General features: G+C 73.5%; 19 protein-coding genes. 12 read left to right on the top strand and 7 right to left on the bottom strand.

The features are described 5' to 3' along the window. Positions 1 to 159: 159 nt before the first annotated feature. Positions 160 to 1,350: a hypothetical protein gene (locus AC1Z4A_RS01665; RefSeq protein WP_483676016.1), complete on the top strand. Its 1,191-nt coding sequence runs from the start codon at positions 160 to 162 to the stop codon at positions 1,348 to 1,350. A gap of 170 nt (positions 1,351 to 1,520) precedes the next feature. Here AC1Z4A_RS01665 and AC1Z4A_RS01660 read toward each other — a convergent pair whose 3' ends face one another. Continuing rightward, positions 1,521 to 2,501, bottom strand: a complete 981-nt coding sequence (locus AC1Z4A_RS01660; protein ID WP_483676015.1) for a DUF6528 family protein — start codon at positions 2,499 to 2,501, stop codon at positions 1,521 to 1,523. 502 nt (positions 2,502 to 3,003) lie between these two features. Between AC1Z4A_RS01660 and AC1Z4A_RS01655 the strand changes: the two genes are divergently transcribed. Together AC1Z4A_RS01655 and AC1Z4A_RS01650 are read left to right on the top strand one after the other, a co-directional pair. Continuing rightward, a complete protein-coding gene (locus tag AC1Z4A_RS01655; RefSeq protein ID WP_483676014.1) occupies positions 3,004 to 4,221 on the top strand; it encodes a cytochrome P450 in 1,218 nt (405 codons plus the stop codon). Positions 4,222 to 4,264: 43 nt separating this feature from the next. After that, positions 4,265 to 4,810: a cupin domain-containing protein gene (locus AC1Z4A_RS01650; protein ID WP_483676013.1), complete on the top strand. Its 546-nt coding sequence runs from the start codon at positions 4,265 to 4,267 to the stop codon at positions 4,808 to 4,810. Here the strand turns inward: AC1Z4A_RS01650 and AC1Z4A_RS01645 are convergent. Beyond that, a complete protein-coding gene (locus AC1Z4A_RS01645; protein ID WP_483683474.1) occupies positions 4,773 to 5,219 on the bottom strand; it encodes a nuclear transport factor 2 family protein in 447 nt (148 codons plus the stop codon). The two genes, AC1Z4A_RS01650 and AC1Z4A_RS01645, sit on opposite strands and share 38 nt — an antisense overlap. A 111-nt stretch (positions 5,220 to 5,330) precedes the next feature. Between AC1Z4A_RS01645 and AC1Z4A_RS01640 the strand changes: the two genes are divergently transcribed. From AC1Z4A_RS01640 to AC1Z4A_RS01620, 5 genes are all read left to right on the top strand, one after another. Then, complete coding sequence (locus AC1Z4A_RS01640) at positions 5,331 to 5,891, top strand: TetR/AcrR family transcriptional regulator (protein WP_483676012.1); 561 nt, start codon at positions 5,331 to 5,333, stop codon at positions 5,889 to 5,891. Between the two features lie 92 nt (positions 5,892 to 5,983). Beyond that, entirely contained in the window at positions 5,984 to 6,934 is a 951-nt protein-coding gene (locus tag AC1Z4A_RS01635; RefSeq protein ID WP_483676011.1) for a serine/threonine dehydratase, read from the top strand. Between the two features lie 204 nt (positions 6,935 to 7,138). Beyond that, positions 7,139 to 7,558 carry a hypothetical protein gene (locus AC1Z4A_RS01630; protein ID WP_483676010.1) on the top strand — a complete coding sequence of 140 codons (420 nt, stop codon included), beginning with the start codon at positions 7,139 to 7,141 and terminating at the stop codon, positions 7,556 to 7,558. Continuing rightward, on the top strand, positions 7,555 to 9,477 hold the full coding sequence (locus AC1Z4A_RS01625) for a GMC family oxidoreductase (RefSeq protein WP_483676009.1): 1,923 nt from the start codon (positions 7,555 to 7,557) through the stop codon (positions 9,475 to 9,477). The genes AC1Z4A_RS01630 and AC1Z4A_RS01625 overlap by 4 nt, the downstream gene beginning before the upstream one ends. Further along, entirely contained in the window at positions 9,474 to 10,601 is a 1,128-nt protein-coding gene (locus tag AC1Z4A_RS01620) for a ferritin-like domain-containing protein (RefSeq protein WP_483676008.1), read from the top strand. The genes AC1Z4A_RS01625 and AC1Z4A_RS01620 overlap by 4 nt, the downstream gene beginning before the upstream one ends. Positions 10,602 to 10,612: 11 nt before the next feature. Here AC1Z4A_RS01620 and AC1Z4A_RS01615 read toward each other — a convergent pair whose 3' ends face one another. From AC1Z4A_RS01615 to AC1Z4A_RS01595, 5 genes are all read right to left on the bottom strand, one after another. Next, positions 10,613 to 11,878, bottom strand: a complete 1,266-nt coding sequence (locus tag AC1Z4A_RS01615) for a DUF6777 domain-containing protein (RefSeq protein ID WP_483676007.1) — start codon at positions 11,876 to 11,878, stop codon at positions 10,613 to 10,615. Between the two features lie 88 nt (positions 11,879 to 11,966). Next, positions 11,967 to 13,262 carry a serine/threonine-protein kinase gene (locus AC1Z4A_RS01610; RefSeq protein ID WP_483676006.1) on the bottom strand — a complete coding sequence of 432 codons (1,296 nt, stop codon included), beginning with the start codon at positions 13,260 to 13,262 and terminating at the stop codon, positions 11,967 to 11,969. Between the two features lie 133 nt (positions 13,263 to 13,395). Next, on the bottom strand, positions 13,396 to 14,517 hold the full coding sequence (locus AC1Z4A_RS01605; RefSeq protein ID WP_483676005.1) for an alpha/beta hydrolase: 1,122 nt from the start codon (positions 14,515 to 14,517) through the stop codon (positions 13,396 to 13,398). 161 nt (positions 14,518 to 14,678) lie between these two features. Then, positions 14,679 to 15,773, bottom strand: a complete 1,095-nt coding sequence (locus AC1Z4A_RS01600; RefSeq protein WP_483676004.1) for a glycosyltransferase — start codon at positions 15,771 to 15,773, stop codon at positions 14,679 to 14,681. Beyond that, positions 15,770 to 16,528, bottom strand: coding sequence for a DUF2334 domain-containing protein (locus AC1Z4A_RS01595; protein WP_483676003.1), 759 nt, complete (start codon positions 16,526 to 16,528; stop codon positions 15,770 to 15,772). Before AC1Z4A_RS01595 ends, AC1Z4A_RS01600 begins: the two co-directional genes overlap by 4 nt. A 209-nt stretch (positions 16,529 to 16,737) precedes the next feature. Between AC1Z4A_RS01595 and AC1Z4A_RS01590 the strand changes: the two genes are divergently transcribed. The 4 genes from AC1Z4A_RS01590 (at position 16,738) to AC1Z4A_RS01575 (ending at position 20,129) form a co-directional block, all read left to right on the top strand. Then, positions 16,738 to 17,466, top strand: coding sequence for a 2OG-Fe dioxygenase family protein (locus AC1Z4A_RS01590; protein ID WP_483676002.1), 729 nt, complete (start codon positions 16,738 to 16,740; stop codon positions 17,464 to 17,466). A 94-nt stretch (positions 17,467 to 17,560) separates the two neighbouring features. Next, positions 17,561 to 18,091, top strand: a complete 531-nt coding sequence (locus AC1Z4A_RS01585) for an SRPBCC family protein (protein ID WP_483676001.1) — start codon at positions 17,561 to 17,563, stop codon at positions 18,089 to 18,091. 52 nt (positions 18,092 to 18,143) lie between these two features. Continuing rightward, on the top strand, positions 18,144 to 19,079 hold the full coding sequence (locus AC1Z4A_RS01580; protein WP_483676000.1) for an NADP-dependent oxidoreductase: 936 nt from the start codon (positions 18,144 to 18,146) through the stop codon (positions 19,077 to 19,079). Positions 19,080 to 19,223: 144 nt separating this feature from the next. Then, positions 19,224 to 20,129: an endo alpha-1,4 polygalactosaminidase gene (locus AC1Z4A_RS01575; protein WP_483675999.1), complete on the top strand. Its 906-nt coding sequence runs from the start codon at positions 19,224 to 19,226 to the stop codon at positions 20,127 to 20,129. Positions 20,130 to 20,245: the final 116 nt, after the last annotated feature.

Below are 20,245 nucleotides of genomic sequence, written 5' to 3'. Positions count from 1 at the left end.
GCGCCGGCCCGGCCACGCGCCCGCCCGTGCCGGGCACATCCGGCGGCCGTGGCCGGAAGTGGTACGGAAACCCGACCGCGACCTCGGGACCGGCGCCTAGAGTTGCGCCACGGACTCTCGTCGTGACGGGCTCCCGCACCGGCCGGAAGGAAGAACGCGTTGGACCACCGGACCCATGGCTGTGTTCTGCTGCTGGACGGCACTCCCGACCGGCGGCGGGGCGCGCTGCCGAATCCGACCGCGCACGCCATCGCCGGGGCCGGCCCGCGTGGATTTCTCGCCGCCGACTCGGCCGACGTGGTGCAACTTCCGGCCATGGCGGGCCCGCAGAGCGTGCTCGCCTACCTCCAGGACGCGGCCCGGGCACCCGGCCCGCTGCTGGTCTGGGTCACCGGCCATCTGATGGTGCCCACCCGCCGCAGCACCGAGCTGCACCTGGCGCTGCGCGAGAGCACCGCCGCGACCGTCCGCTACACCGGCCTGCCCTGGGAGTGGCTCACCCGCACCCTGCGCGGCCACGCGGGCCCCACGCTCCTCCTCATGGACGCCGAGGCGGACGCCCACGCCTGGCCCCACCTGACCGCCGCGGCCCACGACGGGCGCCTCGACGGCGGCCTGACGGTGTGCGGAGTGGTCACCCCCACTCCCGACAAGCCGTCCCTGGAAGCGGGGCCGTACACCCGGGCCTTCCTCACCGCCCTGTCCGTCGGCCACCCCTCGGCCGGCCCCACCCTGGACCCCGTGCTGCCGCACCGGCTGGCGCTCACTCAGGCCCAGCTGCCGGAGGGCTTCCTGGCCCTCCAGTACGGCGCCACCGGACCGGTCCTCGCCAACCGCGCCGCCCCGGCCCCCGCATCGCTCGCCCCGGCTGCCCCCGCCGCACCTCCCGTGGCCGTGCCTCCCGCCGCCGCGCCGGTGCCGCCGCAGGCGGAGGAGGACCCGCTGCCGGGTATCCTCGCCGCGGCGCAGGCCGGCCGGCACAATGAGGCGGCCGCCATGGCGGCAGCCTGGGAGCAGCAGACACTGCGCCGGCACGGCCCGCACAGCCCCGAGGCGGGGCTGTGGATCGAGGTGCGCGCCGACCTGGCCCGGCTGGCGGGCGACCACCCGCGCGCCGCCGAACTGTGGATGTCCGCGGCCTCCAACCGCCTGGCCCGGGGCGGCGCGACGGACGCCGAGGCCCTCGCGGCGCTGAAGCGGGCCCACTACTGCTGGCAGCACAGCGGCGACCGGGCGGAGCGGCTGGCCCCCACCCTGCTCGCGCTGTGGGAGCGGGTGCCCGACGGGCGGGAGGCCGCCGCCGACGTCCGCGCCCGCCTCCAGGAGGCGCCGCCCACGGTCGCCCGTTGAGGGGGTGTCCGGTGGGTGGGCACGGGCCCTGCGGCGCCCGGCACGGCACCTCGCCGCGTTGTCGCATCACCCGAGTACGCCCGGTACGCGGATGATGCTCCGCCTTGCGATCCACCGCACCGGACACCGCAGGACCCGCACCCACCCACCGGACACCCCCTGCGCGCGCCTCAGCCGCGGGCGGTGGTCCACCAGCGGGCCTTGTACACCCCGCCGTGCAGCAGCGTCCGCGTTCCGTCCGGCTGGTACAGGATCAGCGTGCTGGTGCACCAGGTGCAGTCGTGGCCCGGCTCGGGCCGGGCGACCAGCACCTGCCCCGTGTTCGGGTCGTCCCCGACGCTCTTGACGCCCGGGCCGCTGAGGCGGGACTGCAGGGCGTACGGCACGAAGGCCCGCTGTGCGGTCGAGTACTGGTACACCGCCGAGCCCGTGGTCACCCAGAACCGGCCCGGCCGGCTCAGCACGGGCGCGAGGTCGTGGCCGTTCCGGCTCGGCAGGGCGACGCGCTCGACGACGGTCAGCTCCGGATCGTCCGCCTCGCCGCCCGTCTTGAGCGCGATCAGCTGGCGGCTGCCCAGCGCCCACAGCAGCCCGGTGGCGGGGTCCCAGTGCACGCCGTGCGCCCCGGGGAGCGCCACCTCGGCATGCCGGGTGGCCCGCGGGCCCGCCGAGGCCGCGTACAGCCGCACATAGCCGCCGGTGCTGGCCGCCACCGCCACATTGCCGTCGGGCAGCAGGTCGATGCTGTGGGCGTTGCCCCGGCCGGTGTCGGTCGCCCAGTACACGTCGGCGTCCGGGTAGCCGACCACGGCGGCCAGCCCGCCGGAGGCCGTGGCCAGCAGATAGCGCCTGCCCGCCAGCTTCCGGAACTTGACCTCGCTCGGGTTGGCCCACGTGCTGCCGGGATCCAGGTCCGCCAGCTCCTCCCGCCCGTCGGCGCTCCACGACCACAGCACGCCCGGGTCGTCGCCCCCGGCGTCCCAGCGCGTCCGCCCGGCGTCCAGCACGTACACCGACCGCGTCGCCTGGTCGGCCGCCACGATCGGCGAGGACGGCGTCCCGCGCACGGCATCGCGCTCGCGGCCCTGTGCCGGGCCGGGGGCCGCCAGCGTCACCAGCGCCGCGAGCAGGGCCGCCCACAGCCGGCTCACCCCGGCCCCCTAGGGGGTGTCCGGTGGGTCGGCACAGGCCCCGCGACGCCTGGCACGGCACCTCGCCGCGTTGTCGCATCACCCGAGTACGCCCAGTACGCGGGTGATGCTCCGCCTTGCGATGCTCCCCCAGCTACCGCTGGGAGGTGCCCCCAGCACCAGACGCCGCGGGGCCCGCACTGACCCACCGGACACCCCCTAGCGCGCCTGCCGGATCCGTACTCCACTCCGACTCCCTCACCGTGGTGCGCTCCCGCACCCGTCGGGGCCGGTTGCCGCGCGCGGACAGCTTCGGCCGTCGCCGCGCGGCCGTGCCGGTGCCACGCCCGTCACTCAGGCAAACGGCCGTACCGCGAAGCCGGATGCGGACGCCGCTGGTCCGGACGGGTGATTTCCCGGGGCCGGTCCACTGCGCCCGTGTGTTTGCGGGGAGCCTGACCAATGGACAGATGTGCTCGACAAGAGCGGCACAGCGTGGCGATATCAGGGCGGTGGAGCCGAGATGACCACGACCGGATCAACGTCGGACCAGTACCCCGTGCGTTTCTGGGACGTGCAGGACCTCAGGGGGCTGGACTTCGATCCCTTCATGGCCGAACGGCTGCGGGACCAGCCGGTGTCCCGGATCAAGCTGCCCAACGGGGAGGGGCACGCCTGGTTCGTGACCCGCTACGAAGACGTCAAGTTCGTCACCTCCGACCCCCGCTTCAGCCGGCAGGCGGTGCTCGGCCGCCCGATCACCAGGCTGGCCCCGCACTTCATCCCGCTGGACGAGGCCGTGGGCTTCGCCGATCCGCCCGAGCACACCCGCCTGCGCAAGGCCGTGGCGAAGGCGTTCACCGCAGGCAGCCTCGAGCGGCTGCGCCCGGGCGCCCAGCGGGCCGCCGACCAGCTGCTCGACGAGATGGAGCGGCAGGGCCCGCCCGCCGATCTGATGCAGCATCTGAACGGGCCGCTGCCGCTGGCCGTGATCAGCGACCTGATGGGTGTGCCCGAGGCCGACCGCCCGCAGATGGCCGAGTGGACGAACGTCCAGCTGTCGGCGGGCTACGGCCGGGAGGCCAGCGAGCGGGCCAAGAACGGGATGGCGGGCTACTTCACCGAACTGCTCCGCCGCCGCTGCGCGGAGCCGCGCGACGACCTCGCCGGCTACCTCGCCGAGGCCACCGTCCAGGGCGAGCTGAGCCTGGAGGAAGCCGTCGCCATCGCCCTGCTCATCCAGGCCAGCGCCGCCCATGCCGTGCGCAACAACAGCGCCAACATGGTCTACGCGCTGCTCACCCACCCCCGGCACCTGGCGCGGCTGCGCTCCGACCCCGGGCTGCTGCGGCAGGCCATCGAGGAGCTGCTGCGCTTCATCCCGCACCGCAACGCCGTCGGGCTCGCCCGGATCGCCATGGAGGACGTCGAGGTCGGCGGAGTGCTGATCCGGGAGGGCGAGGTGGTGCACTCGTCCTACCTGACCGCCAACCGCGACCCCGAGATCTTCGACCACCCGGACGAGCTGGACTTCGACCGGGACCACATCCCCCATCTGTCCTTCGGCCACGGGCCCCACTTCTGCCTGGGCTCCATGCTCGCCCGGCTGGAATCCGAGATCATCCTCTCCAGCCTGCTGCGGCGCTTCCCGGAACTGCACCTGGCGGAGCCCGTGGAGAACGTCCGGTGGCAGCGCAACGCGCTCATCCGGGGCCCGGAGAACCTGCCCGTCGCCTGGTGAACGCCGCTCCGGGCGTTCCGGCCGCTCCGAAAGGCATCGCACGATGACGCTCATCACCGCGCCCGACGGCCTGGTCGTGCCCCCCGGCGAGGGCCGGACCCTGGTCACGGCGGCCCAGCAGGTCACCTTCAAGGTCACCGGGGAGCACTCGCGGGCGGCCTCCAGCTTCGAGGTGGTCGTCCCGCCGGGCTTCGACGTCGGCGCCCATCTGCACGCCCGCAGCGAGGAACTCTTCTACGTCCTCGAGGGCGAGCTGGACGTCCTCGCCTTCGAACCGCGCGTCCGCACGCGCAAGAACTGGCGCGCGTGGGAGTCCGCGAGCGGTCAGCGGTGCGTGCGGGCCACGGCCGGCACCGTGATCGTCGTGCCGCCCGGGTGCCCGCACGCCTTCGCCAACCCGACGGGCGAACCCGCCCGGATGTTCTTCCAGGCCTCGCCGCCGCCGGACCACGAGCGCTACTTCGAGGAACTCTTCGAGATCCTCAGCTCGGGGCCGCACGTCGACCAGGAGGCCATCGCCGAGCTGCGCCGCCGCTACGACATCGAGCAGCTCACACCGCTGGGGATGCATCCTCCCGCCACGTCCTGACGCATCGCTCGTCCGCGGTGATGGGCAGGTCGTTGATACTGGCGAAGCGGCGGCGCATGAGGCCGTCGGCGTCGAACTCCCAGTTCTCGTTGCCGTAGCTGCGGTACCACCGGCCCGCCGCGTCGTGCCACTCGTACGCGAAGCGCACGGCGATGCGGTCGTCGGTGAAGGCCCACAGCTCCTTCCGCAGCCGGTAGTCCAGCTCGCGCCGCCACTTCTCGCGCAGGAAGGCCACGATCGCCTCGCGGCCGGTCAGGAACACGTCGCGGTTGCGCCACTCGGAGTCCTCGGTGTAGCCGAGGGCGACCCGCTCGGGGTCCCGGCTGTTCCAGGCGTCCTCGGCCGCCCGGACCTTCTCGAGGGCGGTCTCTGCGGTGAACGGGGGGTACGGGGGCCTGCGTCGGGACAGGGGCACGGCGCTCTCCTTCCGGAGCCGGGCGAAGTGGAGAACGTGCGTTCTCCTCGGTGTGCGGTAGCGTAGGAGAACGATGGTTCTCATGCAAGGAGAGGTGGCGGCGGCATGACGTCGGCAGCGCTGGACGCGGCCGGGGCCCGGGTCCTCGACGCGGCCGGGGAGCTGTTCTACGCCCGGGGGCTGCAGGCCGTGGGCATGGACGCGATCCGGACGGCCTCGGGGGTGTCCCTCAAGCGGCTCTACCAGCTCTTCCCCTCCAAGGAGGCGCTCGTCGAGGCGTACCTGCGGCACCGGGACGAGACGTGGCGGCAGTCGCTGGAGGCGTACGCCGACGCCCGGCCCGCCGGGCCGGAGCGGGTGCTCGCGGTCTTCGACTGGCTGGGCTCGTGGTTCGCGGAGCCCGGCTTCCGCGGGTGCGCCTTCGTGAACTCCTTCGGGGAGCTGGGGGCCGCCTCCCCGGCGGTGGCGGAGGCGGCGCGGGTGCACAAGCAGGCGTTCCGGCGCTATCTCGGGCGGATCGCGGCCGAGGCGGGGGCTCCCGCGGCACTGGCCGACCAGCTCCTGCTGCTGGCGGAGGGGGCGATCGCGACGGCGGCCGTATCGGGGGACCCGGGCACGGCGGAGCAGGCGCGGGAGGCGGCGGAGATTCTGCTGGGGGCGGCCTGAGGGTGCGTCACGCCCGCGCGTATCGTCACACGGGGGGACTTTTCCGACGCCCCGCACCGACCATCGACCGACTCTCCCGAGGAGCCGCCGCCGTGCACCGCCTCACCTACGACGACGTCAAGCGGGCCGCCGAGCGCGTGGCCGGGCACACGCGGCCCGTCACCGTCACCCCGGCGCGGCCCGGCCTGTGGCTGGCGCTGGAGCACATGCAGTACACCGGTTCCTTCAAGGCCCGCGGCGCCCACAACTTCCTCGCCGCACACCGCGAGGCCGGCACGCTGCCGCAGGCCGGGGTCACCATCGCCTCGGGCGGCAACGCGGGGCTGGCCTGCGCCTGGGCCGCGCAGCGGCTGGGGGTGCGGGCCACCGTGTTCCTGCCCGAGAACGCCCCCCACGTCAAGGTCGCCAAGCTCCGCGGCTACGGCGCCGACGTCCGGCTGGTCGGCACCGAGTACGCCCAGGCGCTGGCCGCCTGCGAGGAGTTCGCCCGCACCACGGGCGCCCTGGCCAGTCACGCCTACGACCACCCGCTGATCGCGGCCGGGGCGGGCACCCTCGTCGACGAGATCCGCGAGCGGATCCCCGGCCTGGACACCGTCGTCGTGGCGGTCGGCGGCGGCGGGCTCCTCTCGGGCGTGGCCACCGCGGCCCGCCCGCACGGGATCCGCACCGTGGGCGTCGAACCCGGGAACTGCCGTGCGCTGAACGCCGCCCTGCAGGCCGGGCGCGTGGTCGATGTGGCCGTGGACTCCGTGGCGGCCGATGCGCTCGGCGCCCGCCGGGTCTCCGAAACGGCCCTGGCCGTCGCGCAGGACGAGAGCGTGCGCTCCGTGCTTGTCCCGGACAGCGCGATCGTACGGGCCCGGCAGATGCTCTGGGACGATCGCCGGCTCGCCGTCGAGCACGCGGCGGCCACCGCCCTCGCGGCGCTGCCGGGCCGCCCGGGCGACGCACCGGGCGCCTACACTCCCGCCGCAGGCGAAACGGTGGCCGTGGTGGTGTGCGGGGCCAACACCGACCCCAGCGACCTCGTGCAGCGTTAGGCGCCACTCGCGTCGATATCCTCATCTCGCCTCAACCCCCCAAGAGGTGAAGGGGTGTTCACGCCTCTTCACCTCATAGTGGACTCTCCGCTAGAAATGCGGTGCAGTCACATAGATGGGGTGGTAACGGGGATGGATATCAACAAGTCAGCGCCTCCGCCCGAACCGGTCGAAGTCCCTCCGGAATGCGCCGGGTTCGTCGACGTGTCCGTGCGCCTCACCGGTTTCGACGAGTTCGACCTGCGGTCCACCGGAATGGTCCGGCTCTACCACGACACCACCATCGACCAGGTCGGCCGCGAGGCCGTGGGCCGCTTCCTCAACGACCTGGCCGCCGCCGGGGGAGACCCCGAGGCGATCGACGACGAGATCTCGCGCGACATCGCCCGGGCCATCACCCACCTCTGGTACCTGGGCGTATGGCCCCAGCTCTCCCGGGCCGTCCACTCCGCGCTCGGCCGGGAGAAACCCAACGCCGCCTTCACCGTCTCGCCCGAGGCCTACACCGAGGGCCTCGTCTGGCGGACCTTCCACGGCCACCCCCAAGGCGCCAAGGCACCCGGCTTCGGCACCTGGGCCGACCCGCCGCCGGACGCCCCCGCCTCGCAGGGGGAGGACCGGTGACCGCCGGGCCGCCGTCCCGGGACCGGCGGTACGACGTGATCGTGGTGGGCGCCGGACTCGCCGGCTCCCTGGTCGCCAAGCAGCTGGGGGACCGCGGCTGGCACGTCCTCGTCCTGGAGGCCGGCACCCGCACCCTCGACACCTGGCCCGGCCACCTCGACGCCCTGAACACCGCCTACTCCGCCCCCGCCAAGGTCCCCAACGCCCCGTACCGGCCCAACGAGGCCGCCCCTTCCCCGAGCGTGCTGGACCTGGAGGGCCAGCCGGGCGGCGGCTACCGCGCCCACGGCTACTTCGTCCAGAACGGACCCCTGCCCTACGGCAGCGACTACCTGCGCGCGACCGGCGGCACCGCCCTGCACTGGATGGGCCTGACACCGCGCATGCACCCGGACGACTTCGCAACCCACCGGACCTACGGCTACGGCCGCGACTGGCCGCTCGGCTACGACGACCTGGAGGCCCACTACCGCGCCGCCGAGCACGAACTGGGCGTCGCGGGCGACGCCGCCGAGCAGAGCGACGCCATCGGCCTGCCCTTTCCACCCGGCTACCGCTACCCCATGCGCAAGATCCCCCGCAGCTACCTCGACTCGGTGCTCGCCGCACGCCTCGACGGCATCGCGCTCCGGGAGACCCCCGACGCACCCCAGGCCACCACCCTGCGCGTGGTCACCACCCCGCACGCCCGCAACAGCACCCCCGAGCAGGCCCACGACGGCGGCCACGGCTACCGGCCCGCGGGCGCCGTCGGGCTGCCCGACTACGGCGAGCGCTGCGCCGGCAACGCCTTCTGCGTGCCGATCTGCCCCGTACAGGCCAAGTACCACCCGCTCAAGACCCAGGCCCGCTGGAGCCACCGGGTCACGCTCCTCGCCCGCGCCGTGGTGAGCCGGGTCCTCGCCGACGGCAACGGCCGCGCCCTCGGCGTCGAGTACCGGCGGTACGACGACCCCGCCCACCCCGTGCCCACCACCCACACCGCGGAGGCGGACGTCGTCGTCCTCGCCGCCCACGCCATCGAGAACGCCAAACTCCTCCTCGTCTCCCGCCTTGCCGACCACAGCGGACAGGTCGGGCGCAACCTCATGGACCACCCCACCCTGCTCACCTGGGGGCTCCTCGACCACCCCGTGGGCCCCTTCCGCGGCCCCGGATCCACCTCCGGTCTGGAGGGCTTCCGCACCGGCCCCGCCCGGCGCACCCGCGCACCCTTCCGGATCGAGATCGCCAACTGGGGCTGGAGCTGGCCCGCCGGCTCCCCGGCCGCCGACGTGGCCCGGCTGCTCGGCATCACCGGGGACACCGGCCGGCCGCGTGGCCAGGGCCTGTTCGGCACCCGGCTGCGCCAGGCGCTGGGCGCGGGCATCGGCCGCCAGTTCAGCCTCCAGTTCGCCATGGAACAGGACGCCGAGAGCCGCAACCGGGTGACCGTCGACCCGCGCCTGCGCGACCGGCTCGGCAACCCGCGGCCCGTCATCACCTACGACCTCTCCGACCGCGTGAAGCGCGGAATCGCCGCCGCAAAGGCCGTCTCCGACCAGATCTTCCGGCTGCTCGGCGCCGAGGACCACACCGCCTACGCCCCCGGGCCCTTCTCACCCGGCTGGTTCCGCTTCGACGGCAGCGACTTCGTCGTCAACGGGGCCGGGCACGCCGCCGGCACCCACATCATGGGCGACTCGCGCGACGACTCCGTGGTCGACCGGTGGCAGCGCTGCTGGGACCACCCCAACCTCTACGCCGTGGGCTGCGGCAGCATGCCCTCCGTCGGCACCTCCAACCCCTCCCTCACCATGGCCGCCCTCGCCCTGCGCAGCTGCGAGCGGATCGACCGCGACCTGAGGGAGCTGCACCGGCCGGCGGACCTCGCCGCCGCCACCGCCGTCGTGCGCCCGGCCGCGGGAGAACGGCCGTGACCCGACTCGCCCGCCTCCACGAACCCCCCTTCCACGTGCCGCGCGACCGGGCCGAACTGCAGCTCTTCCTCCAGGCCGCGCTGACCCTCGAACACCTCACCGTCCCGCCCTACCTGACGGCGATGTACACGCTGCGCCCCGGCACCAACCGGCCCGCCTTCTACGTCATCCGGGGCGTCGTGCTCGAGGAGATGCTGCACATGACGCTCGTCGCCAACCTCCTCAACGCCGTCGACGGAACGCCCCGCGTGGCCGACTCGCAGTTCGTCACCGGCTACCCTGCCCGGCTGCCTTACAGCCGGGACGACGTGCCCGTCGCCCTGCGCCACTTCGGCGTCAAGGCACTGAAGACCTTCCTCCGCATCGAGCGGCCCGCCTACGCGGCCGAGGCCCCCGGGCATCCCTCGGTGGCGGACCACGATGGCTGGACCTCCGTCGGGCAGTTCTACAACACCATCCGCGAGGGAGTGCTCCGCCTGGCGGACGGGCTGGGCGAGCGCGAGCTGTTCCGCGGCGACCCTGCACGGCAGGTGGGCCCGGAGGACTTCTACAACTCCGGCGGCGAGGTCTTTCCCGTCACCGGCCTGGCCTCCGCGCTCAAGGCCCTGCGCACCATCACCGAACAGGGCGAGGGCGCCGACCGCAGCGTCTTCGACTCCGACGACCGGCTCTTCGGCGAGACCCGGCAGCCCGCGCACTACTTCCGCTTCGACGAGATCCTGCGGGAGCGGACGTACGGGCCGCACGACACGCCCGCGGGCGGACCGACCGGGCCCGCCCTCGACGTCACCTGGCAGGACGTCTACCCCATCGACCCCGCGGCGAAGGCCGCCGACTACCCGGCCGGCAGTGCGGTGCGGGAGGCCGCGGAACGCTTCAACGAGGTGTACGCACGGCTGCTGTGCGTGCTGGAGGCGGGGTTCGGCGGGCGGCCGGGGATGCTGGGGGCATCGGTGCCGGTGATGGCGGAGCTGCGGGACCTTGCCGAGCGGCTGTGCCGTCAGCCGCATCCGGATGCAGGGAAGAGGGCGCGGGGGCTGTATGCGAGTCCTACGTACGAGGTGACGGAGGGGCACTTCGAGCGGGGGTGGGGGTTTCTTTCCCCACCCCGCCCCTTCCCGTAAGCCTGCCGGCCCTAGCCGGAAGCCTGTCCACCGGCCGGAGAGGCCGGTTTCGCAGCCGAGGGCTTCTCGGCCGAGGGGATACCCGCCGGTGGCTTCTCCGATGCGGGCCTTTCGGATTCAGGCTTCCGTGCCGGTGGCTTCTCCGCGGATGGAGGGGCCACCTCGGCGGCCGACGGTACGGACGACTTGGGCGGCGCGCTCGTCCTCGTCGTGTCCGAGGAGCCCCTGGAACTCCTCGGAGAGGGCTCCCTGGTGGATGTGCCGCCGCCTGTTCCTCCCGCGGTCGACGAGCCGCCGCCCGGGGACTTCGAGCCCGGGGACTTCGAGCCCGGGGACTTCGAGCCCGGAGACTTCGTGCCGGGGGACTTCGTGCCCGGCGACCGGGAGCCCGAGGAACCGCTGCTCGACGCACCGCTGCTCGACGATCCGGTGCTCGGCGATCCCGTGGATCCGCCCGTCCGCGACGCACTGTCCTCGGGCCCGGGTGTCGATGCCGACCCCGACGCCGTGCCCGAACCCGACGGTGTCGGCCTCGGCACCGTGAACGTCCCCGAGTCGTCCTTTCCGCTGCTGCCCACCCCGCGGTCGAAGCCCTTGTCCTGCTGATACGGGTCCACCAGCGTGATGCTCTTGAGCGGGCCCTTCTTTTCGGGCCTCGGCACGACGATCGTGATCTGCGTGCGCTGGAAGCCCTGCCACTGCTGCCCCTGGTAGGTCGAGGCCTTGCGGTCGATGTCGTCGGGCTCCCGCAGCGGGTTGCCGCAGTTGCACTTGACAGCCGGCTCGCCGTACGCGTCGACCAGCACCGCCATGCCCGCCTGCAGCACCGACAGGTACTCGACCGTCTTTCCGTTGCCCTGGTAGTTGTGGTTCTTGACGAGCGTGTCGTTCAGCAGCACCACCGAGGTCAGGCTCTCGATGTGCACGGATATCTTGTCGAAGGCGATGCCGCGCGCCTCGGCCCAGGCCTTCGCCTTGACGGCGTCGCTCGTGAGGTTCTTGATCAGCTTCGCCTTGTCGCACTGGGTCTTGCTCCGCGTGCCGCCGAACGCGCCACGGGAGTCGCCCGCCGTGGTCCCGCCGCCCTGGGGCGCGGCGGAGACCCCCCGTACGTCGACGCCGGGGTTCTCGAAGAAGGCGTTCGCGGCGATCGCACCGACGGCTTCCAGGGCGACTTCGGCGGCGACCTTCTTCGCGGCCGTCGAGCAGCCGACCGTGCCCGCGCCGAAGAGCAGCGCGGGAACGGTGAGGAATGAGACAAGACGTAGCCGTTTCACAGCACTTACCCCCGATTGCCGATCCGCCACTTCCGAGTTTTCCGGGCCTTCTGCCTTCGTTCTGCTTCGTTCTCTTCGGTCGCCTGCGTCAGCAGGACGTCACCCAGCCCCCTCCGCAGGTGCCCGTGGCGGGACCCAGGGGCGGCTCGGCGGGCGCCGTGGTGGAGCCCGGGTCCGATGCGCCGCCCGTCTGCGGAGGAGCCGTCGGCGAGGTGCCCGCCGGGACGCTCGTGCTCGTACCGGTGCCCGTGCCCGTACCGCCGTCGCCGCCGCGCAGCGCGATCAGGCCCGCCGCGCCCGCGGCGATCAGCACCAGCGCCACCACGGCGGCCAGGGCCCACCACATGTTCCGCCGCCACGGTGGCACCGGCGGCGGCTCCGGGAGCGTCGGCCGGACGACGGGGGGATACGGCGTGGCGGCCGGAGGCGGCGGCGTAGGCGGAGCGGCCGCCATCGCGGCCACGGCCACCGCGGGCGACGGCCCGCGCAGCAGCCCCGGCCCGGCAGGCTCCGTCGGCACGTACGCCCGGTCCGGCCGGACGTCCGGCGCCTCGGTCAGCTGGCCGCTCGCCACCGCGGCCAGCAGCCGTTCCGCCTCGGCCGAGCCCATGCGGGCGTCCGGGTCCTTGCGCATCAGCCCCTCCAGCAGGGGCGCCAGCGGCCCGGCGTGCCGCGGCGGGGGCGGTTCCTCGTCGACCACCGCCCGGAGGGTGTTGATGGGCAGCGGGCGCCGGAAGGGCGACACGCCCTCGACCGCGGTGTACAGCAGGGTGCCCAGGGACCACAGGTCGGACGGGATCCCGGGCCGCCGCCCCGTCGCCCGTTCCGGCGCCAGGTACTCGGCCGAGCCGACCAGCTCGCCGGTGCGGGTGAGCGTGTGCGCGCCCTCCACCAGCGCGATGCCGAAGTCGGTCAGCACCACCCGGCCGCCGGGCTCCAGCAGCACGTTCCCGGGCTTGACGTCGCGGTGCAGCACGCCCACCGCGTGGGCGGCGCGCAGGGCCTGCAGGATCTGCCCGCCGATCCGGGCCGCCTCCTTGGGCTGGAGCCGCCCCTCGGCCCGCAGCACGGTGTCCAGCGCCTGGCCGCGCACCAGCTCCATGACGATCCAGGGGCGGCCGTCCTGCTCCAGCACGTCGTGCACGGTGATGACGTTGGGGTGGCTGATCCGGGCGGCCGCCCGGGCCTCCTGCTTCAAGCGGGCGTACAGCACCCGCACTTCGTCGTCGGCCAAGTGCTCCGGGGCGCGGACCTCCTTCGCCGCGACGTCCCGGTCGAGCACCTCGTCGAAGGCGAGCCAGACGGCGCCCATGCCGCCGCGCCCGAGCTGCTCCACGAGCCGGTACCGTCCGGCCAGCAGTGGCATCCGCCGTTCCGCGTCCATGCCGTGCGCCCCCTCCCCGGTGCGTACGGCGTACCGAGCCGTGCGCGTTCGGGCCACACTGGCTCAGACGTGGCGGTGTCCCGGAGCGTTCCCGGCCGGTTGGGGAGGTGTGTGCCGGGGAGGTGCGCGGGTCTCACTGGCTGCGGGCCGTCGTCTCCCTGGAGAGCCAGCGCAGCACCACGGGGTACTCCTCGCGCCAGGTCACGAAGTTGTGGCCGCCCTCCTCGCGGATGAGCTTCTCCACCTTCGTGGGGGCCTTGGCCTTCTCCGCGAACTTCAGGGCGGGGCCGTAGTAGGTCTCCTCGCCCTTCTTGCTGGCGGCCAGGAGCAGGGACACGGGCGGCGGGGGCATGTGCTCCAGGCGCCAGGTCAGGTCCGACTCGTTCTTGATCTGCTTGTTGCCGGCGTAGAGGTCGCCGGTGGTGCTGTCCTGACGCGCGTAGAGATCGGCGGACAGGCCGGCTGCGGCGCCGTACCGGGACGGGTTGGTCATGGCCATCTTCAACGCGCAGTAGCCGCCCGTGGAGTTGCCCACCGCGCCCCAGGAGCTGCGGGTGTTGTCCGCGCGGTAGACGTCGTTGACGGCGATGGGGACGTCCTGGTTGAAGAAGGTCAGCGCCTGCGGGCCGCCGGGCACGTCCGTGCAGTTGGTGTCGCGGTCCGCCACCACCGAGGGCCGCAGCATGAGCACGATCGTCGGCTTCATCTCCTTGGCCATGATGGCGGCCGAGGCGGCCTGGGGGACCTTGGCCTTGGTGATGAGGTTGATGGACTGGCCGGGCTGCCCGGTGATCGACACGATCACGGGGAAGGTGTCCTTCTCGTGCTCCTTCTGGAAGTACTGCGGGGGGAGGTAGGCGTAGCCCTCCATGCTCAGCCCGGACACCGGGCCGCTGATCTCGATCCGGTCGACCTGCCCGGCCTTCTCCTTGGGGCCCAGGCCGACGGGCTCCTGCCCCTTGACCACCATGGCCGGCGGCCGCTTGCCGCCCTCCCGGCCGGTCTCCAGCGTCTGCTTCCGCGAGTTCTCGCCGAAGAGTTCCTTCCACGAGGAGTAGAAGCCGTTCTCGTTGTTCGCCGCGACGAGCAGCACGGCCAGGATGCTCACCTGCGCGACGACCAGCAGGCCGAGTCTGGATATGAGCGACAGGAGGCTCTTCCGCGCGGCTTTCGGCCACAGCCACAGCACCAGAGCGGTCACCGCGACTGCGATGACCACCAGCAGCAGGAAGAAGCTCTGTGACGTAAGGCCCACGGTTGTACTCCTCTTTGGAGGGGGGTTCTCCAGGAGAGAGAGTGCTTACGACCGGGAAAGGTTTCCTCATTTGGGCGCCATTTCATCTTATTGTGGCAGTGTGGCGCCCGTCCGGCCATCCGGGGCCGTCCCCCCACGGATACCCGGCGCCCGGCCTCCGGCTACGGGGCCGTCCCGCCGTGCACCGCGAGCATCGAGGCCACCGTCCTCGTCCAGGGGAACTCCTCGGCCCGGGCGCGGGCCGCCGCGCGGCGCCGCGCCTCCGGCCAGGCCAGCACGCGGGCCACCGCGTCCGCCGTCGCCCGCGCGCAGGCGGGCGATGCCAGCCCGGCGCCGGGGGTCAGCAGTTCGGGTGCGGCGCCGCGGTCGGCGGTGACCACCGGGGTGCCGCAGGCCAGCGCCTCCAGGACGGACAGCCCGAACGACTCCGCCGGGCACGGCGCCAGCGCCACGTCCGCCCGCGCGAGCACGGCGGCCAGGGCGCGGCGGTCGGCCACGTGCCCGTGGAACCGCACCGGCAGCCCGGCCGCCCGCCGTTGCAGCCGCGCGCGGTGCGGCCCGTCGCCCAGTACGTCCAGCCGGGCGGGCACCCCGCGCTCCCTCAGCACCCGCAAGGTGTCCACCGGCAGCCCGGGGAGCTTCTCCGCGGACAGTCGCCCCGCGTACACGAGCCGCACCTCCCGGCCCCGTACCGCCGTGCCGCCCGCGCCGGGGGCGAACACCTCCAGATCGACGCCCAGCGGCACCCGGTGCAGCGCCGGGGCCGCCACCCGGCCGAACTCGGCGCAGGAGAACGCCGACGCCGCGACCACGGCGTCGAACCCCCTGCCCAGCCGGCGGTTCCACAGGTCCGCCGGCCGCCGCAGCGGCACCCACTCCGGCAGCCTCGGGGCCAGGATCGCGTCCAGCCGCTCGTGCGAGAGCAGCACCGAGCGCACGCCCCGGGCCCGGGCCCAGTGCGCGGCGTGGACCAGCGTGAGCTTGTCCGACACCTCCACCGAGTCCGGTGCCAGCCGTTCCAGCAGCCGCTGCACTGAACTCCGGGAGAGCACCATCCGGTAGCCGCCGCCCACGGGCGGCCCCGGCAGCGTCAGCCGCAGCCCGGCGGCGTCGCGCGTGCGCGAGTGGCGGGGGCCCGGCACGACCAGGACGCGCTCGTGCCCCGCGGCCGCATAGCCGCGGCCCAGCGCGTCCAGCGTTGTGCGCAGGCCCCCCGAGGAGGCCCCGTAGAAGTTGGCGAGCTGGACGATCCTCACCCGTCCGTTCCCCCGGCGAACGGCCGCCGTGCCCGCACCAGTTCGGCGTACGTGCACGGGCGCGCCCCCGCAGCCAGCGCGGAGTCCACGGCCTCCAGGGCGCACTCGCGCAGCCCCGGCCGGGCGAGGTCGGCGGGGTGCAGGGCGATGCGGAACGGCCTGCCGCGGCGGGCCCAGTGGCGGGCGGCGGCCCGCATCAGCCTGGCCCCCGTCCGCTCCCCGGCCCCGCCCGGCCGGTGGGAGAGCGCCACCATGCGGTGCCGGACGTCCGTCCGCAGGTCGTGCACGGCCAGGTGGCTGGTGGTGTACTCCAGCCCCAGCGAGCGCAGGGCCGCGACGGCTCCCGGGGAGGCGAGCCAGCCCGGCGGGGTGAAGCCCCGCGGGGCGATGCCCACCGCGGCCAGCGCGGCCAGCCCGCGCTCCAGCCGGTCGCGCGCCGCCTGCTCGTCGAGCGCGCAGAACTCGGCGCAACCGCGCGCCACCACGGCGTTCAGCCGGCGACGGGCCCACGGGCCGCCGGGCACGCCCCGGTGGTCCCAGCCGTGCAGGGCCAGTTCGTAGCCGCGCTCCTGCGCCCCGAGCAGCCACCGCACCAGGCCCGGGTCGTCGGGCAGCCGGGTGCCGGACCGGCCGCCCGGCACCAGCAGCAGCGTCGCCGGCACCCCGCGGCCGTCCAGCTCGCCCAGCCACCGGCGGCACCGCGCGAAGCTCCACGGCGCGACGTCGTGCACCGAAACCACGAAGACCCCTGTCACCCGTCAAGCGTCCTCCCGGCGGGGCAACCACGGCCCAGGCAGGGGCGATCGGCAGAGGCACGGGCGGTGTACGGCGGATGAACCCGGACCCGGCGCGACGCCGTCCACCCGTACGCGACCGGCCCGTTGACCCGCAACCCTCGGTGGAGGGTACGGAACCGGCCGGTACCGTGGTGGCAGGAAGCGCAGTTGACACGGGGGGATGCGGCATGGTGCACCGGCTTGCTCCGGCATCGGGTGACGGGACGGCGACGGACGGGACGAACGGCCCCGGCGGCTTCGTGCACTTCACACCCGCCCTGCTCACGACGGCACTCGGGGGGATATCCGAGGACCCGGTGCGGGAGTTCACCGAGTCCTGGAACGACTTGCCCGCCGACGCGCACACGCCCCACAGGTTCCGCCGCTACGGCCGGTTCCGCATGCTGGGCGACCGTCTGGAGCGGCTGCCGCACGCCCCCTTCTTCCAGGACCGGACGGTGAACAAGGTGCACGGCGGAGTGGACCGCCTGTTCGCGCCGCTGGCCGACGCCGTGGCGGCCGGGCCCGCGCTGCGCACGGTCGTGCGGACGCTCCGGGAGCATCTGCCCGGGCCGCACGCGGGCATCGACACCTGTGGCGTCCACCAGATCAGGGTCACGGCCACCGCGGACGCCGAGGGCCACCCCGCGCCGGAGGGCATCCACCAGGACGGGCACTGCTTCGTCGCCCAGGTGCTGATCAGGCGCGAGAACGTGCAGGGCGCGGAGTCCTGTCTGTACGACCTCGGGCGGCGCCCGGTCCACCGGGCGTCGCTGGCGGCCCCGTGGGAGACGATCGTCCTCGACGACCGGCGGCTCCTGCACGGCGTCTCGCCCGTCCGGCCCGCGCCCGGCGCCCGTACGGGCGTGCGCGACATGTTGCTGGTCGACTTCTTCCCCGGCGGCGCCGAGGGCTGAGCCGATCGAGCAGCAGCACGGCACCGGAGCGGTGCCGCGAGAATCCGGTCGACGACGAGACCGACGACGATACCGACGACGAGCAGGAGATCCCATGCGTTATGCGGACGGCCCCAGTACCCACGACGAGATCCACGTTGACGCGGCCCCGGCCGAGGTCTGGAGGCTGGTGACCGACATCGGGCTGCCCGCCCGGCTCAGCCCCGAGCTGCAGCGCACCGAGTGGCTGGACGGTGCCGACGGCCCGGCGCCGGGCGCGCGCTTCGAGGGGCACAACCACCACGGGATGCTGGGCGACTGGCGGACCGTCTCCCATGTCGTCGAGCTGGAGCGGGAGAGACGGTTCGGCTGGGCGGTCACCGATCCGGACGACCGGTTCGGGGGCGGTGCGGCGGACCCCTCGCGCCCGTTGGCCGTCTGGGTGTTCGAACTCCGGCCCGAGGGCGATGGCACCTTGCTGCGGCACTCCGTCCGCATCGGTCCCGCGCGGTCCGGGGTCAGTCTGGCGATCGACCGCATGCCGGAGAAGGAGGAGGCGATCGTCGAGACGCGGCTGGGCCAACTCCGCTCCGGGATCAGGGCCACGCTGGAGGGCGTGAAGCGCCTCGCCGAAGCGGGGGAGTGACCCGGCGGCCAGCCTGGCGCGCGAACACAGGTCCTTCGATCATGGTGAGGGCATGACCAAGATCAAGGCCATTGTCTTCCGCACCTACGGGCCCGCCGACGTGCTCCGGCCCGCCGAGATCGACATGCCCAGGCCGGGCCCCGGTCAGGTCCGCATCGCGGTGCGCGCGGCGGGCGTCAACCCGATCGACCACAAGCTCCGCAGCGGCGGCATGGCCGAGGTCTTCCCGCTCGACCTGCCGCACGTCCCCGGGGTGGAGGCGTCCGGGATCGTGGAGGCGGTCGGCGAGGGGGTCTCCGGGGTGTCGGCGGGGGACGCGGTCCTGGGCAAGACCGTCACCGGCGCCTATGCCGAGCAGGCCCTGGCCCGCGCCGACCAGTTGACGACCAAGCCCCTCTCGCTGTCCTGGGAGCGGGCCGCGGCGCTGCCCGTGGCCGCCGAGACGGCCTGGCGCACCCTCGCCGAGCTGGACCTGCGGGAGGAGGAGACGCTGCTGGTGCACGGCGCGGCCGGGGGAGTGGGCACCATGGCGGTGCAGTTCGCCCGCGCCCGGGGGGTGCGGGTGATCGGCACCGCGAGCGAGGCCAATCACGAGTACCTGCGCGGCCTCGGGGCCATTCCGGTCTCCTACGGGGAGGGGCTGGCCGACCGGGTGCGGGAGGCGGCGCCGGAGGGGGTGGACGCGGCGCTGGACGCGGCGGGCAAGGGCGACGCGGTCGGGGTGTCGGTCGGGCTGGCCCGCGGCCCCGGCCGCGTGGTGACGATCGTCGACGCCGAAGGCGCCCGGCGCCACGGGGCGCGCTTCAGCTCGGGCGGCCGCGGGGGCGAGCAGACCGTCCCGGCCCTGACCGCCGCGCTGGGTCTGCACGAGGCGGGCATCCTCCAACTGCCGATCCACCGGGTGTACCCGCTGTCCGAGGCCGCCGAGGCGCACCGCGCCAGCGAGCACGGGCATCTGAAGGGGAAGATCGTGCTGACCGTGGTGTGAGGCCGGGGGTGCCGGGACGCACTGCACGGTGCCCAGGACGGGGTCAACCGCTGGCGTACGGTACCGCTGATGTGGGCCGAAGTGCCGGGAGAGGCACGATGGCAGGGAAGTTGACGGGCAAGGCAACAGGAAAGTGGCGGGAAAGTGACGGGGAAAATAACGGGGAAGCGGACGAGTGCGGCGCTGTGTGCCGCACTGCTGCTCGTGCTCGCGGGCTGCTCCTCCTCTTCCGAGGACGACGGGCCGGACCCGGACGGGGACCGTACGACGGCCCGGCCCGGCGCCTCCGGCAAGCCCGGGTCCACGGGATCGCCTGAGGCATCCGGCTCGTCGCCGTCGTCGGCGTCCGCCCGCTGGCAGCCGAAGCCGGGCACCCTCTGGCAGTGGCAGCTCGGCGGCTCGGCCGACATCTCCGTGGACGTCCCCGTCTACGACATCGACGGCTTCGAGAATTCCGCGAAGACCGTGGCCGAACTCCACGCCCGCGGGCGGAAGGTGATCTGCTATATCAACGCCGGTGCCTGGGAGGACTTCCGGCCGGACCAGAAGAAATTCCCCAAGGAGCTGCTGGGCAAGAAGAACAAGGGCTGGGAAGGAGAGAAATGGCTGGACATCCGCCGTCTCGACATTCTCCGGCCGCTCTTGGCGGACCGCTTCGACATGTGCCGGCAGAAGGGCTTCGACGCGGTGGAGCCGGATCTGACCGAGGGCTTCAGGAACGACACCGGCTTTCTGCTGAGGGCGGATGATCAGCTGGCCTTCAACCGGATGCTGGTGAAACTGGCCCATGACCGCGGTCTCGCCATCGGTCTGAAGAACGATCTGGAGCAGATCCCGGAGCTGGTGGGGGACTTCGACTTCGCGGTCAACGAACAGTGCGCCCAGTACGGCGAGTGCGACCGGCTGACGCCGTTTGTGAAGCAGGACAAAGCGGTCTTCCACGTCGAATACGACCTGGAGCCGGGCGACTTCTGTGCCACGGCGAAGCGGCTCGGGCTCAGTTCCATGCAGAAGAAGCTCGATCTCGACGCCTGGCGCCGCCCCTGCTGAAACGGTGCCGCCGGATGGTTCCGGCGGCCCCTCAAATCCCCGCCGCCACCAGGGAACAGGGCCTTTCGAGCGGATTCCGGAAAGGCCCGGTTCCGGCAATCGGGCCGAAGTGAAGA

The organism is Streptomyces sp. 17_S59, from assembly GCF_056930295.1.
This window is presented reverse-complemented; position numbering and strand designations above follow the sequence as displayed.